This window comes from Haloterrigena alkaliphila (assembly GCF_017352155.2).
Lineage (GTDB): Archaea > Halobacteriota > Halobacteria > Halobacteriales > Natrialbaceae > Haloterrigena > Haloterrigena alkaliphila.
In genome coordinates this window covers 3,094,124-3,117,767 of the sequence record NZ_CP071462.1, presented here as the reverse complement: position 1 = coordinate 3,117,767, position 23,644 = coordinate 3,094,124, and the positions used below count along the sequence as shown (strand labels likewise).

The following is a 23,644-nucleotide window of genomic DNA, read 5'->3' as shown; positions in this document are numbered from 1 at the left end:
GGAAGCGAGCGAGTCGGCTGGGGAGGACGTGGCATTCCTCGTTGCCACGGTAGCGACAGCTGCCACTGGACGACCGGAACGCAGCGAACGAACTCCGCCGATCTCCGTCGTACCGCGGGCTTTTACAACTGACTGCCCTACGCCGACACATGACCGATCCGACCGCGCGCAACCGGCTCGAGGACGAGGAGAGCCCGTATCTGCGCCAGCACGCGGACAACCCCGTCAACTGGCAGCCCTGGGACGAGCAGGCCCTCGAGGCCGCGAGAGAGCGCGACGTGCCGATCTTCCTCTCGATCGGCTACTCGGCGTGTCACTGGTGTCACGTCATGGCCGACGAGAGCTTTGCCGACGAGGCGGTCGCCGAGGTGCTCAACGAGAACTTCGTCCCGATCAAGGTCGACCGCGAGGAGCGCCCCGACATCGACAGCATCTACATGACCGTCTGCCAGCTCGTCTCCGGACAGGGCGGCTGGCCCCTTTCGGCGTGGCTCACGCCCGAGGGCAAGCCCTTCTTCGTCGGGACCTACTTCCCGCGGGAGAGCCAGCAGGGCCGACCCGGCTTCCTCGACCTCTGTCAGCGAATCGGCGACTCCTGGAACAGCGAGGACCGCGAGGAGATGGAGCACCGCGCCGACCAGTGGACCGAGGCCGCGAAAGATCGCCTCGAGGAAACCCCCGACGGCGCGGGTGCCGGCGGCGGCGCCGCCGAACCGCCCTCGAGCGACGTCCTCGAGCGGGCGGCCGACGCGGCCCTCCAGAGCGCCGACCGCCAGTACGGCGGCTTCGGCTCCGGCGGTCCCAAGTTCCCGCAACCCTCGAGACTGCACGTCCTTGCCCGCGCATACGACCGGACGGGGCGCGACCAGTACCTCGAGGTGCTCGAGGAGGCCCTCGACGCGATGGCCGACGGCGGCCTCTACGACCACGTCGGCGGCGGGTTCCACCGGTACTGCGTCGACCGCGACTGGACGGTGCCCCACTTCGAGAAGATGCTGTACGACAACGCCGAGATTCCGCGGGCGCTGCTCGCGGGCTACCAGCTTACGGGCGACGAGCGCTACGCCGAGGTCGTCGAGGAAACCCTCGAGTTCGTCTCCCGAGAACTCACGCACGACGAGGGCGGCTTCTTCAGCACCCTCGACGCCCAGAGCGAGGATCCAGAAACCGGAGAACGCGAGGAGGGCGCGTTCTACGTCTGGACGCCCGACGAGGTTCGGGAGGTCCTCGCGGACGAGACGGACGCGGGACTGTTCTGCGAGCGATACGACGTCACCGAATCGGGCAACTTCGAGGGAACGAATCAGCCCAACCGCGTCCGATCGATCCCGGATCTCGCCGACGAGTACGATCTCGAGGAGAGCGAGGTCGAACGCCGACTCGAGGACGCCCGCGAGAAACTGTTCGAAGCCCGTGCGGAGCGCCCGCGACCGAACCGCGACGAGAAGGTGCTGGCGGGCTGGAACGGCCTCATGATCGACACGTGTGCGGAGGCCGCGCTGGTACTGGGCGAGGACGCGTACGCCGAGCAGGCGGTCGACGCCCTCGAGTTCGTTCGCGACCGACTCTGGGACGACGACGAGGGACGACTCCACCGCCGATTCAAGGACGGAGACGTCAAAGTCGACGGCTACCTCGAGGACTACGCCTTCCTCGCGCGCGCCGCGGTGGGCTGCTACGAGGCCACCGGCGAGGTCGACCACCTCGCGTTCGCGCTCGACCTCGCGCGCACCATCGAGGCGGAGTTCTGGGACGCCGACCGCGGGACGCTCTACTTCACCCCCGAGAGCGGCGAGTCGCTCGTCACGCGGCCCCAGGAACTGAACGACCAGTCGACGCCTTCCGCGACCGGCGTCGCCTGCGAGACGCTGCTCGCGCTCGACGAGTTCGCCGCCGAGGAGTTCGGGGCGATCGCCGCCACCGTCCTCGAGACCCACGCGAACGAGATCGAGGCGAACGCCCTCGAGCACGCCTCGCTCTGTCTGGCCGCGGATCGCCTCGAAGCCGGCGCGCTCGAAATCACCGTCGCGGCCGACGAGGTGCCCCTCGAGTGGCGCGAGCGCTTCGCCGCCGACTACCGTCCCGACCGGCTGTTCGCGCGCCGTCCGCCGACGGCTGGGGGGCTCGAGGCGTGGCTCGACGAGTTGGGGCTCGAGGACGCGCCGCCGATCTGGGCCGGTCGGGAGGCCCGCGACGGCGAGCCGACGCTGTACGTCTGCCGCGATCGGACGTGTTCGCCGCCGACGCACGAGATCGAGGACGCCCTCGAGTGGCTCGGCGAGAACGGGGATACCGACGGGGCGGACGGGGAGGCGTTCGACGAGCCTGAGAGTCCGTTCTAGGGGCACATCTTCCCTCCTGCGTCGTCGCAGAGGGTACACGCGTAGCGACCAGCCCGGTCCTGTAGCGTCGGGACGCGATCCGCCGGCGGACCGTCTGCGACGGGTTACCTTCCGTAAAATTGTGACCGTGCGGTCGATTTTTCGAACCTATCGGGACCAGTTACCCACAGTCGAACGGTTCGAGATGCCGACTAGAAAATCGGAGCCGACGTCCGGTCGTTCGATATAGCAGGGGTTTAGTATAGTCATGAATTTTCACCGATAACGGCGATCGGTAGCGCCGATCCGAACACCGCACATGAACGAAGAATACGAACTCGTTATCGTCGGCGGCGGGATCAGTGGGGCATCGCTTCTGTACACGATCGCGAAGTTCACCGACGTCGAACGCGTCGCGCTCGTCGAGAAGGAGGACGAACTCGCGGCGATCAACTCTCACCACACGAACAACTCCCAGACGCTGCACTTCGGGGACATCGAAACCAACTACACCCTCGAGAAGGCCGAGACCGTCAAGCGGGGCGCCGAGATGGTCGCCGGCTACCTCGAGGCGAACGATCCCGACCGGGAGATGCACAGCAAGCGCAGCAAGATGGTGCTCGCGGTCGGCGACGAGGAAGTCGACGAACTCGAACACCGGTACCACGAGGAGGGCTTCGGCGACCTCTTCCCGAAACTCGACGCGATTCGACGGGACGAGATCGCGGAGATCGAGCCGAACGTCGTCGAGGGTCGGGATCCCAGCGAGGACATGCTGGCGCTCCAGACGCCGGACGGGTACACGGTCGATTACGGCGAGGTCGCGAAGTCGTTCGTCGACGAGGTCCGCGATATCGACGGCGTCGACGTCTACACGGGGACGGCGGTCGAATCGATCCACGACGCGGACGACGAGTTCCTCGTCGAAACGGAGGCCGGCTGGTTCTCGGCCGACGCGACCGTCGTCGCGGCCGGCTCCCACAGCCTCCAGATCGCCAAGGAGATGGGGTACGGCGAGCACCTCTCGCTGCTGCCGGTCGCGGGAAGCTTCTTCGAAGCCGACCAGGAACTGCTCAACGGCAAGGTCTACACCCTCCAGATGAAGAAGCTCCCGTTCGCGGCGGTTCACGGCGACGCCGAGGTCCACGATGGGACGATCACCCGGTTCGGACCGACGGCGAAGGTCGTCCCGGCCCTCGAGCGGGGTCGACTCTCGACGGTGCCGGACTTCTTCGACGTGTTCGGGCTGAACCCCGACTCGTTCCTGAGCTACGGGAACATCCTCGCGGATCGGATCCTCCTGCCGTACGTGCTCAAGAACCTCGTCTACGACGTCCCGTACGTCGGCAAGAAGGCGTTCCTGCCCCACGTCCAGAAGGTCGTCCCGACCGTCGAACTCGACGATATCGAACGGGCCAAGGGGTACGGCGGCGTCCGACCGCAGATCGTCAACACCCGAACGAAGTCGCTCGACATGGGCGAGGCCACGATCACCGGGGACGGGATCCTCTTCAACGTCACCCCTTCGCCCGGCGCGTCGACGTGTCTGCAGAACGCGATGCGGGACACCAAACAGGTCGTCGAGTTCCTCGAGGGCGACTACGAGTTCGACGAGGACGCGTTCGAAGCGGCGACGATCGAGCACTTCCCGCGTGCGGGTGCCGCGGAACAGGGCCCGAGTCAAGACGAGGATCAAGATCCGATCGCGGCAGACGACGACTGACCGACTCGAGTCCGTCCGTACTCAGATCACTTTTGTGAAACTCGCGTTCAGTACAGCAACCTCTTTTGCCGGGGGCATCGGCGGGCGTCAGAGACGCCCGCCTCAACCCCCGGCAAAACCCGTTGATGCCAAAAGGCCGCCGTCGCGGGTTTCACCCCGCTCCGGCGGTGAACCGCTCGCTTCGCTCGCGGATGCTTACGCTCCACAGCACGTTCAGTAAGCACACGTAGTTGTCGTTCAGTACAGGCTGAGGAGCCGGCGTGCAGTGGCGCGCGCTGTCAGCCGCCCGAGTGAGCGCGAGGGCGGCTGACGATTTCGTGCGAGGGATGAGCGAGTGAGCCTGCGAACGAGCGAATCGGCTGGGGAGGGCGTGGCGAATCACTGTGGCCACGAGAGGAGGACGCTTCGCTTCACCTGCCGCTCCAATCGAAGCGTCGTTCCATTCGCAAACGAACGTACCGAATCGAGGGTTACTGTCACACGCTCGTCCGTACGGACAAATCGACGTCCGGACTACCGTTATGACAGCAGCGTCCCGACGTCGGCCAGCGACTCGAGGACGTGATCCGGCTGGATGGCGGCGTTCTCGAGGTCGGCCCGGTCAGTGACGCCGGTGAGGACGAGCGCGGTCGTCGTGCCGGCTCGTTCCCCCAGCGCGATGTCGGTGTTCAGCCGGTCGCCGACGACCAGCGTCCGCTCGGGCGCGGCGTCGAGGCGGTCCATCGCCGTCGTGGCGGCGATCGTCGACGGCTTGCCGAGGACGGCGTCGGGTTCCCGGCCGGCGACGGCCTCCATCGCGGCGAGGATCGCGCCCGATCCCGGGATCTCCCCGTCGTCGATCGGAATCGTCGCGTCGGGATCGGTGCCGTAGAAGGGGACGCCGTCCTCGAGCGCTCGGAGGGCCTCCCAGAGCGTCCCGAAGGTAAACTCCGAGTCGAACGACCCGAGGACGACCTCCGCTGCGTCGGGATCGTCGGTCAACTCGACTGTCGCGTCCTCGAGGATCGACCGCAAGCGGTCGCTCCCGACGAGGAAGACCCGTTCGCCGGGGTAGGAGGTCGCGAGGTACTGCGCCGAAACCGTCGCGGAGGTCAGGACCGTCTCGGGATCGACGTCGATCCCGTGGGGTGCGAGCGTCTCGCCGTAGTGGTCGCTGCCCCGCGTCGGGTTGTTCGAGAACAGGAGTCGCGCGATTCCGGCGTCCTCGAGCGCGCGGAGGCCGTCCGTCGCCCCGGGGAGCAACTCCTCGCCGCGAACGATGGTGCCGTCGACGTCGAGGATCGCCGCCTCGTAGTCGGTCATCGGCCGTGGCTACGGCGGGCCGGCGATTGAGTCTTGGGGCGTTCCGCCGGCTCCCTCACCTCGACCGCTCGAGTTCGAGTTCGTCCGTGTCGACGCCGGCGGCGTCGGCCCGCTCGTTGGACTCGATCAGTCGGTCGAGTTTCGCTTCGAACTCCGCTTCGGAGAGTTCGCCGTCCGCGTACCGCTCCTGCAATCTCGTGACGGGGTCGTGTTCGGCCGCGTGGTCGGCGTCGGCGTCTCCCTCGGCCGCCCGTTCCGCCGCGCGTTCGGCGTCGGCCCGCTCGCTGCGCCGGGTGAGATACCAGATCAGGAACGTGCTGGCCACGAACAGCGCCGTGATTCCGAGGGCGTACAGCGGCCCGGCCAGTAGCAACGCGGCGATGATCAGGACGTCGGCCAGAACGAACTTGATGGCGAAGATTTCCGTGAGGTTGTAGCTTCGCCCGCCGCTCTCGCTGCCCATACACGACAGTTAGCTGTCGTTCGAAATAACTGTGCGGGACTGTGCCGACTCGCCGGACGGTCGGCGGCGGACCCGTATTCGCGATCGGCGGTACCGACGCGAGTCCGTCTCGGTGCCGAGCCGGGTTCTCGCCGGGGAAACGCACATCGGTCTACCGCACGAACGTCGAGTATGACGCTCGACATCGAGATTCCGGAGCCGCCGACGCTTCGAGGGCCGGAGGATCCGGGCGACTACGACGCCGTCGAGGAACCGGAGGAGCGGACCGGAGACGACACGCGCCGGGACGAACTCGCCGGCCTCCTCGAGGCGGGCGCCTGGGAGGACGCGTTCGACGAGTGGGCCGACGACACCTACCTGAACGAAGGCGAGTTCCGGGCCGTCCGGGAGCGGGGGCTGCTCGACGAACTCGACTTCTACTGGAACCGGGCCGCAGGGGACGTCGGCTACCGCGTTCCGCCGATTCCGGCCGACCTGACCGACGCTCGCGAGGACATCGACGCCCACGATATCGACGACATCGAAGAGGCGCTGGACGACCTCGCGCGGACGGTCAGCGAAGTGCTCGAGAGCGACTACATCCACCGCGGGAGCGAGGAATTCGGCTACGACTGGGAGTAGGGCTCCCCGGATCCTCGCGGCGGCGCGAACGGAGCCGTCCGACCGACCGGGCCTGCGACCGTCCGTCGGCGGTCCGGCGACCGCGAGGTGGGAATTCTTATCCGCCGACCCGTCCTACCCTCGACTATGACACTCGAGGTCGAGGCGCCCGACCCGCCGGAACTGGACTTCGTCGACCCCAACGAGTACGAGGACGCGACGATCAGCGCCGACGGCGACGTCGACTACCGCCGCGAGGAACTCCAGGCGTTCCTCGAGGAAGGCGCCTGGGAGGAAGCGTTCGACGAGTGGCGCGAGGATACCGACCTCGAGGAACGGGAGTACGGAATCGCCAGGGATCTAGATCTCTTCGCGGGGTTCGACTTCTTCTGGGACGATTTCGCCGACAGAGTCGGCTACCACGCGCCCGGGATCCCCGAGGACTGGCAGGCCCGCGAGTACCACCCCGAACTCGATACGTGGGGGACCGTCTCCTCGATCAACGCCGAACTGACCGAGTTCGGCCAGATCGTCTCGGTGACGCTCAAAGAGGAGTACGTCGACTGGGAAGCCGAGTACGAACCGCCGGAGGATCTGCCGGACTTCGAGTGACCGCCTCCGGACTTCGAGTGACCGCGGCCGCCGCACTCCGAGCGACCGCGGCCGCCGCACTCCGAGCGACCGCGGCTGCCACAATCCGAACGCCTACGCCCGGGGGACCGCGATATTTCTCGTCCGTCCGTCGCAGTCCGGACAGGACTCGAGCGAGTCGGTGACTTCTCGGTAGCCACACTCGCAACACTCGTAGTACGATCGGTCTGGCACGTCTGGGGCCGGATGAACCATCGTGTGTTGCAATCGCACACCACGGAATAAGGATTACGCTAGTAGTGGTATATCGGCCGCATACAACTAAACCTCCGCAAATTCCCTAATATTCTGGTCAATCGGTCACCAGGATTCGATTCGTCGGCCCAGCGGCGTGACGAAGCCGTCGCTCACCACCGGCCTCGACACGAGTCGTCTCAGTTTCCACAACCCGGACTCGGTTCCGGAGCAGCAGCTCGGTCCGCGCGATGTCGAGCGAGAAGCCGATTCGATACTGCCGTCGTCCGCAACCGACCCCTATCCGGACCACTCGTCGGCGAGGTCACCGGCGATGTTCTCTCGCCAGTGTTCGAAATCGGTTTCGCACGCCGCGTTCTCGTCGATATGGTCGACGAATCCGGCACCGGGGGAGGCAAGCTCGTCGCCACAGAAGGGACAGGTAACGGGGTCGCTCCAGTCCGTCGTCGTGTTGACTGCCATTGGTGCCCCAATCTATCAGGAACTATCATATAAGTTTAGCCGGTTAAGATCTATTATAATTTGTATGTTATATAATCACAATACTACGGAAGAGATATTGGCCTATTTCGAGGCTGTGTCCACACCTGATCGGTTCGGTTTTGAATTTCGACGAACGCCCATCACCGAATCCTCGAGACGGTCGCAGTACGAGACTCGAGTCCGAAATCGGCCAGGATTCGGCCCCGATCGCCTCGATCACAGATTTACCACGAAAAGAGTTAACACGCTTCAGTACATATGTTATCACATGTCAGTCACCGAACCGCGCGAGTACGAGTGCGTCGCGTGTGGCCGCCGTGAAACCGTCACGGACGCGTTCGTCAGCACCTGTCGGCGATGCGGGGGCGAGATGCGAAACGTCGAGCTGATCCGGGAGTAGTCGAGTCGTCGTCACCGCGCCCGCGTCGGGGAGCAGCGGCAATCGGTTTTCCGTTCGTTCGTCGACCACGGAGTCGTGGATTCGATCGTTCGGACCGCGCCCGTCGACCGCGATTCACCGCCCGACGGCGATCGCGGCACCGAGCAGGAGCAGGCCGATGACGACCGCGACGGCGCCGATCGATCCGTCGCCGGCGAGGGCGACGGTTCCGCCGGCGACGACGCCGGCACCGCCGCCGCCGGCAGCGAGCGGGACAACGACGTTCGATCCGTCGCTCGCTTCGTCGGCATCGCCGTCTTCGCTCGATTCTGGTCCGCCCGCCGACTCGAGCGCGTCCAGACGCTCGTCGACTTGTTCGAGTTCCGTCGTGACAGAATCGACCGTCGAGCCGTCGGTCGGCGTCTCGACGGACGCCGCGAGATCGTCGACCTCCGCGGCGACCGACTCGAGACGCGCGCGCTGTTCCGCCAGCGTCTCGGCCTGCCCCTCGAATCGGGAGTCGTGATCGCTCAGTCGCTCGTCGAGTCGATCGGTGCGGTCGGCGAGGTCGTCGAGGCGGCCGGCGAGATCGTCGATCCGGTCGACGCCGGTCGCCAGTTCGTCCGTCCGACTCGCCTCCTCGTCGACGCGAGCAGCCACGGTGTCGACGCGGTCCGCGAGGGCAGCGTCCGCCGTCCCCTCGAGATCGGTCTCCAGCGTCGCGATCGTCTCGGCGGTCTCGTCGTGGGCCGCCTCGAGCGACGCCAGCTCCTCCTCGAGGGCGGCGAGTTCGTCCCGGAGCGATGCGACGGGCTCCCCAGCGGGCGACGTCTCGTCCAGCGCCTCGAGTCGGGCGTCGAGATCGGAGACGGTCTCGTCGATCCGGTCGACGTCCGACTCCACGGCCTCGACGACGTCCTCGAGCCGGTCGTCGACGGTCGTAGCTCGCTCGTCCACCGATTCGAGCCGCGTCTCGAGCGCGTCGGTTTCGTCCGTCAGCTCCGATTGGAGGTCGGCCGCGAGGTCGTCGACCCGCTCCGCGGTGGCCGCTCGCGTCTCGAGGTCGGACGCCGTCTCCGAAACGGCGTCGAGGGTGTCCCGGAGGTCGTCGAACTCGGTCTCGAGGGCCGCGAGGTCGTCTTCGACGGCGGCGACTCGCTCGCCCTCGGCGGCCGTCGACTCGAGATCGTCGATCGCGTCCCGAACGCCGGCGAGACTGTTTTCGAGGTCCGCAGCGGTCGCGTCGAGCCGTTCGTCGATGGACTCGAACCGATCGTCGACCGCCGCGAGTTCGTCGTCGAGACGATCGGTAACGGCCGCGAGTTCCACGTCGAGTCGGTCGTCGACGGTCGCGCACTGCTCGTCGACGTCCTCGATTCGGTCCGTGACCGACTCGAGGTCGGCTTCGAGGGCGTCGATCTCCGCCTCGAGCGTCGTTTCGACGCGCTCCAAATCCTCGTCGACCGCCGCTTCGACCCGCTCGACGTCGGCGGCGGCAGTTTCCTCGGCGGCGTCGATCCGCGCCTCGAGCCGGTCGCCGAGGTCGTCGACGCGAGTCCCGATTCGGTCGACGTCGTCGTCGATCGTTTCGAGGCGCTCCTCGAGTCCTGAGACCGTCTCCGTGACGACCTCGAGGTCGTCCGCCGCCGCGGTCTCGGCGTCCAGATCGCTCAGGTCGCTTCGGAGCGTCTCGAGACGGTCGTCCAGCGTCTCCGTCCGATCGTCGAGGGTCTCCGCGCGGTCGGCCACCGTCTCGAGTTCGTCGGACAGGGCGCCCAGACGGTCCTCGAGAGCCCCGCGTTCGTCCGCCGTGCTCTCGGCGAGGGCGTCGATGTCCGCCGCCAGATCCGCCTCGAGGCCGTCGACGTCGTCCTCGAGCGTCTCCAGGTCCGCGGACAGATCGGTCTCGAGACCGTCGATATCGTCCTCCAGCGCATCGAAGGCCGACGACAGCGAGTCGAGGTCGCCCTCGAGGTCGTCGACCGTCCCCTCGCTGGCGTGGGTCTCGCTCTCGGCTTCGAGGTCCTGCAGGTCGTCGGCGAACGCCTCGAGTCGCTCGTCGAGATCCGCGACGGTCTCGGCGTCGGCGGCCCGCTCTTCGACGTACTCGACGTCCTCGAGGACCGACTCGAGGTCGGCCCGGACCGACTGGATCTCGTCGTCGCGGGTGGCCAGCCGGTCGAACAACTGATCGATAGCGTCGTCCGCGCGCTCGTGGTCCGCGTCGGCGCCCTCGAGCGCGTCGAACGAGAGTGACGTTCCGTCGCCTGCATCGCTTGCTTCGATCGCGTCGGCGGTTGCGCCGGTCGCCGCATCGGTCACCGCGTCGTCGCCGTCGCTCGCATCTCCGTTCCAGGTGACGTCCTCGTAGGCGTCGACGTCGTCCGCTGCTGCCGCCAGCGCCCCTCTGGCGGCGCAGGCTGCGGGATCGTCCGCGAGACGCACGCCGCGGATCGAAAACGGCAGCGGCGCCGCGTCGAACCGGCCGCCCAGCAGGTACTCGAGGCCCTCGAGCGCCCCCGATCCGGCGATCGCGATCGGGACGGCGAGCCCCTGCTGGACGTCGTTCTCGTCGGCTTCGGCCGCGATCGCGTCCGCGAGGTCGCCGATCAGCGCGTCGTAGGCCCCCGCCAGCGCGCTCTCGATCTCGCCCGAGGCCGCGTCGGGATCCAGCGTGAACTCCGCGAGCACGTCGGCGACCGCCGCCGGCTCCCGGCCGGTCTCGTCGGCCGCTCGGTCGACGACCCACTCGCGGCCCTTCGCGAGCGAGAAGGCCAGCGCGGGGACGCCGTAGTAGACCAGCGCGACGCTGGTCGTCTGCGTTCCGACGTTGATCCCCAGTCCGGTGTAGTTGTCCTCCGCGAGCTGGTCGTAGACGACGGCGAAGCCCCGGCTGATCGGGGTCGCGTCGACCCCGCGATCGGCCAACACCGACTCGAGCGTCTCGCGGTGCGCGTCGGTCGGCTCCGCGGCGCCGATCAGCGATCCCGGCGTCGTGTAGCAGAGCCGTTCGGCCGGTGCGTCGTCGTCGAGCACGCGGTCGACGAGCGCCTCGAATGCGGGTTCGACGTAGCCGTCGACTGCGAGGACGCCGTTCGAGAAGAGCGAGGTAGGTGTCTCGTCCGCGGCGTCGGCGACGCGCTCGGCCGTCGGCCCGACCGCGTACGTCGTGCCGTCTCGCTCGACGATCAGTTCGTCCCCCGGCGAGTCGACTGCCGACTCGAGCGTCGCGTCGTCAATCGGAACGACGACCGACGCCACTGACTCGATCGCGTCTCCGGCCGTCGTCTCCGCGGCCACCCTGATCGTCCCCGGTCCGATGTCGAGACCCTGGTTCATGCCATCGGGAAGTCGGAGCGACCTCTTTGAGCTTTGGCCCCGAATACCAGATGTGAAAATTACCGACCCGTTCGGCCCCTGTCGGGCCGGTTTTCGTCGGCTACTCCGGTCGCCGATGGCGACGGGGACGGTACAGGTGGGACGGACCAGTGCGGACGGACGGCGCGTCGGGCGCGCTCAGTCGGCCGGATCCGGAACGGTGACCGCCCTCCCCACGGAGACCGTATCGCCCACGGAGAGGGTCTCCCCCCGCGAGGAGTCGGAGACGAGCGCCTCGGCCGTGAGACGGGCGTAGTGATCGAATCGCGCCTCGTGGGCCCACTCGGGGAGCGTCGCCTGCCGTCGCTCGGCGATCATCTCCCGAAACCGATCGCTCTCCCGCCCGATATCCGCGTCGTCCGGCGGGACGGGACAGGGGCCGATACCCAGCAGCGTTGCCGAACCGATATCGACGGGGACGACGCGTTCGGACGCGTCGTAGAGCCGATCCTCCCAGAACGCGGGGGCGTCACCGACGACGAGATTCGGGCGGAGTCGCCGACACAGCGCCTCGACGTCGAGCCCGTCGACCCACGAGGCGACCCTCTCGAGCGTGGCGTCGCCGACGATCGTCGCCTCAGGGCTCGCCGCGTCCCCCGGTAGTGACGCCTCGTCGAGACGGACGAGTTCGACCGGGTAGCCGAGGTAGTCCGAGAGCCACGAGGCGAAACAGTCCCGGTCGAGTTCGAGGTGGAAGGTGTGAGTTTCGTCGGCCCCGCTCTCGCGGACCGATACGGTCTCCCGATCGAGGTCGTAGTCGGTTTCGAGGTCGTGGATTCGTCGCTCGCGGTTCCGGTCGACGTACTGGGCGCCGAAGCCGTCGTCGGATCCCGACCCCGGTGGACGGTCGACGATCGCGTACCGACGGTCCCACGCGAGCCCGCTCCCGTCGAGGTCGACCGCCTGAACCGACGTTCCGTCGAGGGCCGCGACCGGATGGACCCGAATGCGCTCGAGGCGTACCATGGCCCGTTCTGTCGCGGTGCTGACTCTTAGTTCTGTTCACACCAGACCTCCATCAACTATGTTAATATTAGATGAATTATTGTCTCGAATGACACTGGTGCACGGAGGGAAAACCGTCAGTCGTTCCACCGAACGACGATCCAATCGCGCTGCAGGCGGCTCGAGCGGTAGCGACTGCGACCGGCGGGGTTTCGGAGGCCGTTCAGAGCGTCGCGCTCGGAGACCCGCTCGAGTACACTGCGCTCCGAGACGCGAGTGGATTCCACTACGCGCGCACTGTCGACGATGACGCGTCTGCGCTCGCCTTCGAGAGCCGAATGTCACCCGTTCCGTCGACCCGGACCGAGTAGCCGCAGTACGTGAACGTGACGGACGCGTCGGCCCCAGCCGTCGACGTTGCGAACAGCGTCTCGAGCGCCTCGGTATCGATGGCCTCGTACAGCGGTGGTTCCAGTTCGATCACGTCGACACCCTCCTGCTCGGCGACCGCCTCGACGATCGCCATCGAGAGTTCGTCTGCGTCGTGCATGTTCAACGAACCGGCGTTCTATGGTATATAATCACGTGATCGTATTCTGACGCGCGTCTGCCCCTCGTCAGACACCTCTCGGAATCGGTACACGTCCAGCCGGCGACGATCGCGGGATGGTTCCCCGACCGGACGATGCACGCGACGGCCGCTCGAGGACATATTTTTTGCCGCTCCGCATCGTCACTGCGACCGATATGTCCGCCGAGAACCCGCTCGCCGAGGTCGTCGACAACCTCGTCTACGAACCGGCACAGGTACACGAACACGGGGTCGACCTGACCGTCAGCGCGATCTACGAAGTCGCCGCTCCCGGTCGGCTGGATTTCGGCGGCGACGAACTCGAGGACGCCGACCTCGAACCGATTCCGACCGAACTCCGCGATCCCGACGACGAGTACGGCTGGTGGGACCTCGAGGGCGGGCAGTACGTCCTCCAGCACAACGAGTTCCTGACCGACCTCGAGGGCCCCGTCCAGTTGCAGCCGCGCAACGAACTGCTGGCCCGGGGCGGCTCCCACCCCTCGATGCTGGTAGCCTCGCACCTGCCGCTGATCCCGCTGTCCGTCCCCGACGGCGGCCTGCGGATCAAGGAAAACGCGCGGGTGTCGACGCTGGTACTGGGCGGCGCCGGAGCGGCCCGGACCGAGTAGCGACGGTCGGCCAGCGACGGGTGACCGCGTCGGCCGTGGAGCGAGGTGTTCCCGCCCCGTGGGAACTCCCGACGGGAGAAATAGTGGGTCGGACCGAACCGACGACCATGACCGACGAGACACCGCTGACCGACGAGGCGATCAGGCGGGCGGTCGTCGATCGCGTCCGGGAAGTCGAGATCATGGGCGGCGACCCGATCGGCGAGCAGTTGATCGAAGACGTCGCCGTCGAGGACGGGATCGTCACGTTCACCGTCGACTTCGGGCCGGTCGATCGCGTGTTAGCCGACCGACTGACCGATCAGCTTCGGGGGGCCGGGCTGGCGACCGACGGCGTCGTCCACGTCCGGGTCGAGGCCGCCGGTGCCGACGCTCCCGAAATCGGGCTGCCGGTCTCCGGCGTCGACTCGATCATCGCCGTCGGCAGCGCGAAGGGCGGCGTCGGCAAGACCACCGTCACCGCCTCGCTGGCGCGCGCGCTCGCCGAGACGGGGCTGGACGTCGGCGTCTTCGACGCGAACGTTTACGCGCCCGACGCGCCGGACCTGCTCGAGGCCGAGGGACCGGTTCAGACGTCGCCGACGGGGAAGCCGATGCCCGTCGAGACCGAGGACGGTATTCAGGTCGTCAGCATCGAGTTGATCGCCGACGACGGCCCCGTCGCGTGGCGCGGCGCGATGGTCCACGACGTCGTGAAGGACCTGCTCGGGGACGCGGCCTGGGACGATCGGGACGTGTTGCTCGTGGACCTGCCGCCGGGGATCGGCGACGCGGTCTACACGATCGTTCAGCAGGCGCCGCTGGACGGCGGCTTGCTGGTCTCCACGCCGACCGACGAGTGCGTACGGGCGACGCGGCGGACCGCCGCGCTGTACTCGGCCAACGACGTGCCGACGATCGGCGTCGTCCCCAATATGGTCGGCGCCGCCGAGGGCGAAACGACGCCGTTCGACGGCGGGCCGGACGCGCTCGCCGAGGACGTGGCCGAGGCGGCCTACGCCGAGATCGATCCAGTCCCGTTCGACCCAACGCTGCGAGAGCCGACGGCGCGGTCCGTCGCCGATCCCGAGACGACGGGCGAACGGGCGATCGACGCGCTCCGCGAGACCGTGCTCGAGTTCCTCGAGACGGAGGGCGGACCGGGGGTTCCCGAGGACGCGATCGACCTGCGGGGGCTCCCGCCCGAGACGTGCCACCGGCAGGTCGTCACCGAGTTCGGCGTGGCCGCCGACGAACCGGTGTCTGTGCTGCTCCGGGGCGACCCGGACGACCTCGTCGAAGTCGTTGACGAGAGCCTCGCGCGGGACGGACGCTCGCTCGAGCGGACCGCCGTGGACGACCTGGGGTACGACGGCTGGCTGGTCGAACTCGAGGCGGGCGGCCGGTCGGCGGTCGAACCGGCGACCTGACGCCGGCGCCGCCGGACGCGGATTCTCGCCGATCCGTTTTTCTCGTCGGGGGACCGTCTCGTTACGAGCGTCGCCCGACCCGTTATAAAAACCCACTATTCGGAGGATTTCGGCCGTAGCGTCCCCAGCGCGTGGGAACGGGCGGGTCTGGTTAATGAGTGGAGTCCGCAGTGTCGACCGTGATGGCACACCGACGACCACCGTTCGAACGGCGCTGTCCGAATCGGTCGGTGAGCGACTCCCCGGCCGGCCATCCGCGCACCGCGCGTGCGGGGTGGTACGATGAGTGACGAGGAGGCCGACGGGCTGGAACTGTCCCGTCGGGAACTCGGTGCCGCGGCGGCGGGCGTCGCCGGCGCGTCCGGACTCGGGTTCCTCGGCTATCGGCGCCTGACCGGCGAGGAAACCGCCGACGACGAGGGGCCGATGAACCCCCTCGAGGAGTATCCCAACGAGGAGTGGGAGCAGAAGTACCGGGAGATCTGGGAGCCCGACGACTCCTACATGCTCACGTGTACGCCAAACGACACCCACAACTGCTACCTCGAGGCGACCGTCAAGAACGGGCAGATCACCCGTCTGGGCCCCTCGATGAACTACGGCGAGGCGACCGACCTCGACGGGAACCAGTCCTCCCAGCGGTGGGACCCCCGCGTCTGTAACAAGGGGCTGGCGATGGTCGAGCGGTTCTACAACGAACGCCGCGTCAAGGCCCCGATGATCCGCGCGGGGTTCAAACGGTGGGTCGACGACGGCTTCCCCCGCGACGACGACGGCTCGATGCCCGAGGAGTACGCCGAGCGGGGCGAGGACGACTTCGTCGAGGTCGACCACGAGGTGGCCCACGAGTACGCGGCCCGGGCGTTCCTCGAACTCGCCGACCACTACAGCGGCGAGAGCGGGGTCCAGTCGCTGCTCGAGCAGGGGTACGACGAACGGGTCGTCGAGGAGACCCAGGGCGCCGGCGTCCGGACGATGAAGTTCCGCGGCGGGATGCCGCTGCTCGGCGTCATCAAGCTGTTCGGCCAGTACCGCAACGCCAACTCGATGGCGCTGCTGGACAACTACGTCCGCGACGTCTCCGAGGACGAGGCGCTGGGCGCGATGGGGCTGGACAACTACTCGTTCCACACCGACCTGCCGCCGGGGCACACGATGGTCACCGGCCAGCAGACGGTCGACTTCGACCTCGCGAGCATCGAGTACGCCGACCACATCGTGCTCGACGGGATCAACTACCTTACCTCGAAGATGGCCGACTGCCACTGGCTGACCGAGGCCAAGCTGAAGGGGTCGAAGGTCACCGGGATCTTCACCGACTACAACGCGACGGCCTCGAAGTGCGACGAACTCATTACGGTCCGCCCGGCGTCGGACACGGCCCTGTTCCTCGGCGCGGCCCGCGTCCTCATCGAGGAGGAGCTGTACGACGAAGCGTACGTCCGCAAGCACACGGACCTGCCGCTGCTGGTCCGGATGGACGACAACGAACTGCTCCGGGCCAGCGACGTCTCCGAGGACTACGAGCCCGCGGACCTCGAGAAGACGAACTCCGTCGGCGACGACGCGGACCGACCCGGCGTCGACGTGACGAATATCGACGACCAGGTCATCACCGAAGAACTGCGCCGCGAGTGGGGCGACTTCGTCGTCCACGACGCCGAGAACGGCGAGTTCGTGCCGGTCACGCGCGACGACATCGGCGACGACTTCGACGTTCCCGCGACGATCGAGGGCGCGTTCGAGGTCGAACTCGCCGACGGCGAGACCGTCGAAGTCCGGACGGTGTTCGACCTGATCAAGGAACACCTGGTCGGGACCTGGGACCTCGAGTCGGCCGCAGAGGTCACGGGGACGGACCCCCAGGCGATCGAGAACCTGGCCCGGGACTTCGCCGACAACCAACAGAGCACGATGTTGCTGACCGGGATGGGGCCGAACCACTACGCGAACGCCGACCAGCACGGCCGCGCGGCGTTCCTGCTGGCGTCGCTGACGCGAAACGTCGGCTACCGGACCGGGAACGTCGGCAGCTATTCGGGGAACTACCGGATGGCGTACTTCAACGGCGTCGGCCAGTACGCCAACGAGGACCCGTTCGACCCCGAACTCGATCCCGAGAAGCCGGCCCGGACCGACAAGCGCTGGGACGCCCACTCGGCGCACTTCTACACGAACCTCGACAAGCCGCTGAAGGTCGACGGCGAGTACTTCCAGGGCGACTCGCACATGCACACCCCCACGAAATCGATCTGGGTGTCGGGGTCGAACTCCATCCTCGGCAACGCGAAGGGGGCCTACAAGATCATCGAGAAGGCCCTGCGCACCGGGAAGATCGAGGCGTTCTTCACCAACGAGTGGTGGTGGTCGATGACCTGCGAGTACTCCGACATCGTCTTCCCGGCGGACTCGTGGGCGGAACACCACGTCCACGACATCACCGCCTCCGTCACGAACCCGTTCATCACGACGATGCCGGAGACGGAGATCGACCGGATCTACAACACGCTGAACGACACCCAGCACTACAAGGGGGTCGCCGAGAAGCTCGCCGAACTGACCGGCGACGACCGCTTCGCCGACTACTGGGAATTCATCGACGAGGAGGAACACCGCGCCAAGCCGTACCTCCAGCGCATCCTCGACAACTCGAACGCCGTCAAGGGGTACGACGTCGAGGAGTTGCTGGCGGACGCCCGCGAGGGGACCCCGGCGATCATCATGACCCGGACCTACCCCAAACACGTCGGCAACGAGCAGACCCAGGACTCCCAGCCCTGGTACACGAAGACCGGGCGCCTCGAGTTCTTCCGCGAGGAGGAGGAGTTCGCCGAGGCCGGCGAACACATCCCCCTCCACCGGGAGCCGATGGACGCGACGCCCTACGAGCCGAACGTCATCGTCGACGACAGCGACAGTCCCGTGGTCGCACCGGAGACGCCCGCCGACCGCGACTGGGACAGCGCGGCGAAGGCTCGCGACACCAACGACCGGCAGGTCCGCAACGAGGTCCGGTCGCCGAGCGAGCTGGTCGACACGAGCCACCCGCTGACCGACCTCGACGAGGGGTACGACTACGTCTACATGACGCCGAAGTACCGCCACGGGACCCACACCTTCGGCGCCGACCTCGAGGAGATGGCGGTCTGGTGGAGCAACTTCGGCGACCAGGGCCGGAAGACGGGGCGCGATTCCTTCGACGAGCGCAAGCCGTTCGTCGGCGAGGGCTACGTCGAGATGAACCCCGCGGACGCCCGCGAGGAAGGGTTTCAGGACGGCGACTACGTGTGGGTCGACGCCGACCCCTCGGATCGGCCGTTCCCGGGCTACGACCCCGACGACGAGGAGACCGAGTACACGCGTGCGCTGATGCGGATCCGCTACCAGCCGAGTCTCCCCGAGGGCGTCACGCGGAGCTGGATGAACGTCAGCCAGACCTCCCACAAGTCCTACGAGGCTCAGCAGGAGCGCGACGACGGGAAGGCCCAGTCCGAGGACACGAACTACGTCTCGATGTACCGCAGCGGCGGCCACCAGTCGATGACGTCGACGTGGCTGCGCCGTACCTGGCTGACCGACTCGATGCCCCGCAAGGACATGCTCGGGCAGAACATGGATGTCGGGTTCGAACCGGACGTCCACGCCGCCAACGGCGCACCCAAGGAGTCCTTCGTGAAGATCGAGAAGGCCGAAGACGGCGGCCTCGAGGGCGAGGGCAACTGGCGACCGGTCGACGAGGGCGTCCGGCCGACCCAGGAGGACGACCGGATGAAACAGTACCTGCAGGGCGGTTTCACGAGCGAATCAGACTGAGGTGACCACCAATGGCAGAAGTCTACAACTGGCAGATCGGCCGAGAGATGGAGTACCCCTACCCGGAAGCGCGACCGGAACGGCAGTGGGGCGCCGTGTTCGACCTGAACAAGTGTATCGCGTGCCAGACGTGCTCGCTGTCGTGTAAGACGACCTGGACCAACAACGAGGGCCAGGAGCACATGTTCTGGAACAACGTCGAGACCAAGCCCTACGGCTCCTACCCGCTCCAGTGGGACGTCGAGATCCTCGACCGGCTCGGCGTACAGGAGTGGGGCTCCGACGGCGTCTACGAGGGCAAGACGATCTTCGAGGCCCGGGACTTCGACTGGGAGTCGATGGCGATCGACGACGATCCCGAGACCATGCACAGCGAGGGGATCGAGGGCTTCCGCCCCGCCGACGAGGACTGGGCCCAGCCGAACCTCGGCGAGGACGAACCCGCCGGGCAGGAGTTCGAATCCGACACCCACATCGACGAGGACCACCACCCGACGTGGTTCTTCTACCTCCCGCGGGTGTGCAACCACTGCACGTTCGCGGCGTGTGCCGGCGGCTGTCCCGTCCAGGCCATCTACAAGCGCCAGGAGGACGGCATCGTCCTGCTCGACGAGGACAGCTGTCAGTCCTTCCAGGAGTGCGTTCGCGCCTGTCCCTACGGGAAGTCGATCTACAACCCCGTCGAGATGAACTCCCAGAAGTGCGTCGGCTGCTATCCGAAGGTCGAGCAGGGGAAAGTCCCGCAGTGTTTCGAGAACTGCCTGGGCAAGATCCGGATGCACGGCTGGGTCAACCAGCCACAGAACGCCAACACCTCCGCGCCCGTCGACTACATGGTCCACGAGGCGGAGGTCGCGCTCCCGCTGTACCCGCAGCTGGGGCTCGAGCCCAACGTCTACTACATCCCGCCGATCAACGTTCCGACGGACTACCTCGAGCAAATGTTCGGCCCGCGGGCCGAGCGGGCCCAGGAGACCTACCGGAAGGCCCGCCGGGGCGACGAGGAGTACCGCAAGCTCCGCGGCGTCCTCCACCTGATGGGCTCGACGGAGTGGCGCATCGAGGAGTTCGAGGTCACCGACGAGGAGGCCATCGGCTACGACAAGGACGGCCGCACCGTCGCCCGCGTCCCGATGGAAGAACCGCAGTACGAACGCGACCGGTTCGACGGCCAGCACGACGCCTACCGACTAGACATCACGTAACGGCCGAAGCGCGATACCGCCGGGACCGCCTGGCAACACAACCAGACACCGACACACACCGATCCACCAATGGCAGACCCAGAACACCACGTCCACCGCGCGCGGCTGTACAAGCTCGCGTCGATGGCGTTCGACCGACCGACCGACGACCTCCGCGAGGCGATGCGATCTGACGAGTTCGACGAGCAACTCGTCGAGTCCGCCGCGGCCCTCGAGGACGACCGACTGCGCGACCACGCCGAGACGGTCGCCGCCGAGAGCCCCGACGACGCCGACGAGATCGAAGACTGCTACTCGAGGTACGCCATGCTGTTCGGCTTCGAGCAGGGCGGCGAGATTCAGCAGTACGAGGTCGAGTACGGGCCGGGGACGCTCGTGACGAGCACCGACGCGCTCGCCGATATCGCCGGTTTCTACGGCGCGTTCGACCTCGAACTCGAGGCGGGCAACCGCGAACGGGTCGATCACCTCTGTATCGAACTCGAGTTCGTCTCCCACCTGGCCCTGCAGACGGCCTACCTCGAGCGAACCGGCGATCAGGCGGGCGTCGACGTCGTGACGAACGCGCAGGCCGACTTCCTCGAGGACCACCCCGGACGGTGGCTCCCGCGATTCCGCGATACCGTCCACGAGGGCGCCGACGACGCGTTCTACCGAGCGCTCGCTGACCTGGTCGTGGCGCTCGTCGAGGCCGACGCCGACCGGTTCGGCGTCGAGCCGAACGTCTTCCCCGAGGAGCCGCCGGCCCCGACCGAGGGGCTCACCGGCGGCGGTGACGGCGACTTCCGCTGCGGGACCTGTGGTTCGAACCCGTCGTCGGCCGAGGGCGGACGACCGCCCAAGCAGCCGCGGTCGGGGACGCAGCAGTTCCCGATGGGGGATCGCGACGGGCCGTACTGACGACAGCGGGCGCAGGACCGAATCCGCCCCGTTCGGATCGGCAGTCGCAGCCGTCGCAGCCGCGAACCCCGATCGTCCGTTCGAACGAGTTTCCCGTCCGTCTCACCGACCCGACTGTGCTAGCGATGAACCGAAACGCTCCGTTCCGCGTCGTCTGTCTCGCCGGCCCGAGCGATTCGGGGAAGACGACGCTCGTCGAGGAACTCGTCTCGCGACTGAGCGAGCACGGTCGCGTCGCGACGGTCAAGTCGATCCACCACGATATCGAAATCGACACGCCGGGGACCGACACGCACCGCCACCGGACCGCCGGGGCCGACACCGTGGTCGGCATCACTCCCGAGCTGACGTTCGATATCAGCACGCACGGCAAGCGCGACCCGCCGGATCGACCCGACGGCACAGCGCTCCTCGAGTCCGAGGATCCCGAAATCCGGGCGCTGGGAAGTACGCTCACGCGACTCGAGCGGCAGGGGTACGCGTTCGTCGTCGTCGAGGGGTTCTCCGCTGCGCCGCTGCCGACCGTCCTCGTCGGCGACCGCGAACCCGCGGCCGTCGGCGGTGACGTGATCGGCCGCGGCGAGGACGACGTCGACGCCCTCGTCGCGGCGATTCGGGGCCTCGAGCCCCTCGTCGATCGCGACTGATCGTGACTGATTGCGACTGATCGGTGCTATTGCCGGCAGTCGACGAGCGGAGTCGAGACCACTGACCGAAGGCGCACTCACCCACCACCGAAACCAATTCCGGTTATGTTCCCACAAGGTTGGAACGGAAACCAGTTATATTGACGTGGGAAGTCGAGGGGAACGTATGAAGAGTGACGACGGCGCGTCCGGAGCGACACCCGGACTCGGGCCCCACTCCCGTGGACGCCGTTCGTTCCTCGCTGCCGCAGGGTCTGCGGTCGCGGGACTCGTCGGCGTCGCGGGCTGTCTCGGCTCGTCGGACCGGGTCCGCGTCCTCGCGGCGGGGAGCCTCGCCGTCGTCCTCGAGGAACACGTCGGTCCGGCGTTCGAGGCGGCGCAGGACGTCAGCTACGGAGGGGAGTACCACGGCTCGAACGCCGTCATGCGACTGCTCGAGGAGGGGACCAAACACCCCGACGTGGTCGTCAGCGCCGACGCGCAACTGCTGCGGGATCGGCTCTATCCCCAGCAGGCCGACTGGGACGTGACCTTCGCGGCCAACGAGGTCGGCATCGCGTACGCTCCCGAGACCGACCTCGGCGCGCGACTCGATAGCGACGAGCCGTGGTACGAGGCGTTCGCCGACGCCGACGCGGGCGACGTCGCGATCAGCGACCCCGATCTGGATCCGCTGGGCTACCGCGCCGTCCACCTGTTCGAACTCGTCGAACGGGCCGAGGGCCTCGAGGAATTTCGCGACGCGATGCTCGAACGCGTCGCGCTGGTTCCCGACGAACCGCAGTTGCTCACGGGCGTCGAATCCGGCACGCGGGCCTGCGCGGTTACCTACCGGAACATGGCCCTCGACCACGACCTCCCCTTCCGCTCGCTGCCGGACGCCTACAACTTCGCGAATCCGGAATACGCGTCGCAGTACGCCGAGGCGACGTACACGACCGACGAGGGACGGACGATCGAGGGGCGACCCGCGGTCTACAACGCGACGGTCGCCACCGACGCCGATGCTCCCGAGTACGGCCGCGAGTTCGTCTCCTTCCTGCTGGAGCGACCGGCGCTGCTCGAGGAGCACGGCCTGCGCGTCGGCGGGTCGCTTCCCCGACTCCACGGCGCCGCCCCGGAGGCGATCGAACCGTGACCGACGGCTCGCAGACGGCCGAGACGAACGGTGGCACGAATCGACCCCCGAACGCGGCTACGGCGGGCGGGAACGCCCTCGAGCGACTGACCGGCGGGATGGCAATCCCTGCGCTGCTGGCGGCCGTATTGCTCGCGTACTTCGTCGTCCCCTTCGCGCTCTTCTTCGGGCAGGTCGGTTCGGCCGACGTGCTCGACGGGCTGGGCGAGCCGGCGACTCGAGACGCGATCGGAACCTCGCTGGTGACGGCGTCGATCTCGACGGCGATCGCGACCGTCCTCGGCGTCCCGCTCGCGTACGTCCTCTCGCGGGCCACCTTCCGCGGGAAACGCCTCGTCGAGGCCGCCGTTCTCCTGCCGCTCGTCCTGCCGCCGATCGTGGGCGGCGTCATGTTGCTGACCGTCGCCGGGCGCCACACCCCGATCGGCGCCGCGGCGGCGGCGCTCGGCGTCCCGCTGACCGACAGCTACGCCGGCGTGATCCTCGCCCAGACGTTCGTCGCCGCCCCGTTTCTCGTCGTCACCGCCCGCGCCGGGTTCGACGACGTCGACCCGCGCCTCGAGGAGGCCGCCCGAACGCTCGGCCACGGTCGCATCGAGACGGCGCGACGGGTCTCGCTGCCGCTCGCGCGTAACGCCATCGCCGCCGGCATCGTCCTGACGTTCGTGCGCGCGATCGGCGAGTTCGGCGCCACCACGATGGTCGCCTACAACCCCCGGACGATGCCGACCCGGATCGAGGTGTTGCGGATCTCCCGGGGACTCGAGGCGATCGTCCCGATCGCGCTGGCGTTGCTCGCGATCACGGTCGTGGTCGTCGGCCTCGTCCACCTGCTGGTCGGGCGCTCCGGCCGCTACTGACACTATAATGATTTCCTCGGACGAAATAC

The 23,644-nt window shown here is 67.5% G+C and carries 20 protein-coding genes; 13 read left to right on the top strand and 7 right to left on the bottom strand.

The features are described from left to right. Positions 1 to 149 precede the first annotated feature (149 nt). Positions 150 to 2,342: a thioredoxin domain-containing protein gene (locus J0X25_RS34070; protein ID WP_207288330.1), complete on the top strand. Its 2,193-nt coding sequence runs from the start codon at positions 150 to 152 to the stop codon at positions 2,340 to 2,342. Between the two features lie 298 nt (positions 2,343 to 2,640). Then, complete coding sequence (locus J0X25_RS34065; RefSeq protein ID WP_207288329.1) at positions 2,641 to 4,044, top strand: FAD-dependent oxidoreductase; 1,404 nt, start codon at positions 2,641 to 2,643, stop codon at positions 4,042 to 4,044. 519 nt (positions 4,045 to 4,563) lie between these two features. Here the strand turns inward: J0X25_RS34065 and J0X25_RS34060 are convergent. Both J0X25_RS34060 and J0X25_RS34055 read right to left on the bottom strand, forming a co-directional pair. Then, complete coding sequence (locus tag J0X25_RS34060; RefSeq protein ID WP_207288328.1) at positions 4,564 to 5,346, bottom strand: HAD-IIA family hydrolase; 783 nt, start codon at positions 5,344 to 5,346, stop codon at positions 4,564 to 4,566. A gap of 55 nt (positions 5,347 to 5,401) precedes the next feature. Then, positions 5,402 to 5,809 (bottom strand): SHOCT domain-containing protein, encoded by a 408-nt coding sequence (locus tag J0X25_RS34055; protein WP_207288327.1) that lies wholly within the window; start codon positions 5,807 to 5,809, stop codon positions 5,402 to 5,404. A gap of 171 nt (positions 5,810 to 5,980) precedes the next feature. Between J0X25_RS34055 and J0X25_RS34050 the strand changes: the two genes are divergently transcribed. Both J0X25_RS34050 and J0X25_RS34045 read left to right on the top strand, forming a co-directional pair. After that, positions 5,981 to 6,430, top strand: coding sequence for a DUF7992 family protein (locus J0X25_RS34050; protein WP_207288326.1), 450 nt, complete (start codon positions 5,981 to 5,983; stop codon positions 6,428 to 6,430). Between the two features lie 126 nt (positions 6,431 to 6,556). Beyond that, entirely contained in the window at positions 6,557 to 7,021 is a 465-nt protein-coding gene (locus J0X25_RS34045) for a DUF7992 family protein (protein WP_207288325.1), read from the top strand. A gap of 93 nt (positions 7,022 to 7,114) precedes the next feature. On the opposite strand, the gene J0X25_RS34040 is transcribed toward J0X25_RS34045, so the two are convergent. Continuing rightward, positions 7,115 to 7,255 carry a rubrerythrin-like domain-containing protein gene (locus tag J0X25_RS34040; RefSeq protein WP_207288324.1) on the bottom strand — a complete coding sequence of 47 codons (141 nt, stop codon included), beginning with the start codon at positions 7,253 to 7,255 and terminating at the stop codon, positions 7,115 to 7,117. A gap of 279 nt (positions 7,256 to 7,534) precedes the next feature. Then, a complete protein-coding gene (locus tag J0X25_RS34035; RefSeq protein ID WP_207288323.1) occupies positions 7,535 to 7,717 on the bottom strand; it encodes a DUF7501 family protein in 183 nt (60 codons plus the stop codon). A 289-nt stretch (positions 7,718 to 8,006) separates the two neighbouring features. Here J0X25_RS34035 and J0X25_RS34030 point away from each other — a divergent pair, with 289 nt between their 5' ends. Continuing rightward, entirely contained in the window at positions 8,007 to 8,138 is a 132-nt protein-coding gene (locus J0X25_RS34030; protein ID WP_207288322.1) for a rubrerythrin-like domain-containing protein, read from the top strand. A 114-nt stretch (positions 8,139 to 8,252) separates the two neighbouring features. Here the strand turns inward: J0X25_RS34030 and J0X25_RS34025 are convergent, their stop codons facing one another. The 3 genes from J0X25_RS34025 to ddfA form a co-directional block, all read right to left on the bottom strand. Continuing rightward, entirely contained in the window at positions 8,253 to 11,456 is a 3,204-nt protein-coding gene (locus tag J0X25_RS34025; protein WP_207288321.1) for a disk-shape morphogenesis protein volactin, read from the bottom strand. 177 nt (positions 11,457 to 11,633) lie between these two features. Next, positions 11,634 to 12,461, bottom strand: a complete 828-nt coding sequence (locus J0X25_RS34020; protein WP_207288320.1) for an MOSC N-terminal beta barrel domain-containing protein — start codon at positions 12,459 to 12,461, stop codon at positions 11,634 to 11,636. Between the two features lie 265 nt (positions 12,462 to 12,726). Beyond that, positions 12,727 to 12,990, bottom strand: a complete 264-nt coding sequence (ddfA, locus tag J0X25_RS34015) for a DdfA family disk-determining factor (RefSeq protein WP_207288319.1) — start codon at positions 12,988 to 12,990, stop codon at positions 12,727 to 12,729. Positions 12,991 to 13,187: 197 nt separating this feature from the next. Between ddfA and J0X25_RS34010 the strand changes: the two genes are divergently transcribed. The 8 genes from J0X25_RS34010 (at position 13,188) to J0X25_RS33975 (ending at position 23,615) form a co-directional block, all read left to right on the top strand. Then, complete coding sequence (locus J0X25_RS34010) at positions 13,188 to 13,643, top strand: dCTP deaminase/dUTPase family protein (RefSeq protein WP_207288318.1); 456 nt, start codon at positions 13,188 to 13,190, stop codon at positions 13,641 to 13,643. Between the two features lie 107 nt (positions 13,644 to 13,750). After that, on the top strand, positions 13,751 to 15,052 hold the full coding sequence (locus J0X25_RS34005; protein WP_207288317.1) for a P-loop NTPase: 1,302 nt from the start codon (positions 13,751 to 13,753) through the stop codon (positions 15,050 to 15,052). Between the two features lie 282 nt (positions 15,053 to 15,334). Further along, positions 15,335 to 18,865, top strand: coding sequence for a molybdopterin-dependent oxidoreductase (locus J0X25_RS34000; protein ID WP_207288316.1), 3,531 nt, complete (start codon positions 15,335 to 15,337; stop codon positions 18,863 to 18,865). A gap of 11 nt (positions 18,866 to 18,876) precedes the next feature. Next, a complete protein-coding gene (locus tag J0X25_RS33995; protein WP_207288315.1) occupies positions 18,877 to 20,070 on the top strand; it encodes a 4Fe-4S dicluster domain-containing protein in 1,194 nt (397 codons plus the stop codon). 69 nt (positions 20,071 to 20,139) lie between these two features. Continuing rightward, positions 20,140 to 20,970: a TorD/DmsD family molecular chaperone gene (locus J0X25_RS33990; RefSeq protein WP_207288314.1), complete on the top strand. Its 831-nt coding sequence runs from the start codon at positions 20,140 to 20,142 to the stop codon at positions 20,968 to 20,970. Between the two features lie 125 nt (positions 20,971 to 21,095). Next, a complete protein-coding gene (gene mobB / locus J0X25_RS33985; RefSeq protein ID WP_207288313.1) occupies positions 21,096 to 21,617 on the top strand; it encodes a molybdopterin-guanine dinucleotide biosynthesis protein B in 522 nt (173 codons plus the stop codon). 166 nt (positions 21,618 to 21,783) lie between these two features. After that, the gene (locus J0X25_RS33980) at positions 21,784 to 22,755 is read left to right on the top strand and encodes an extracellular solute-binding protein (RefSeq protein WP_207288312.1); all 972 of its coding nucleotides are present in this window, start codon (positions 21,784 to 21,786) and stop codon (positions 22,753 to 22,755) included. Beyond that, the gene (locus tag J0X25_RS33975; protein ID WP_425600918.1) at positions 22,752 to 23,615 is read left to right on the top strand and encodes an ABC transporter permease; all 864 of its coding nucleotides are present in this window, start codon (positions 22,752 to 22,754) and stop codon (positions 23,613 to 23,615) included. Before J0X25_RS33980 ends, J0X25_RS33975 begins: the two co-directional genes overlap by 4 nt. Positions 23,616 to 23,644: the final 29 nt, after the last annotated feature.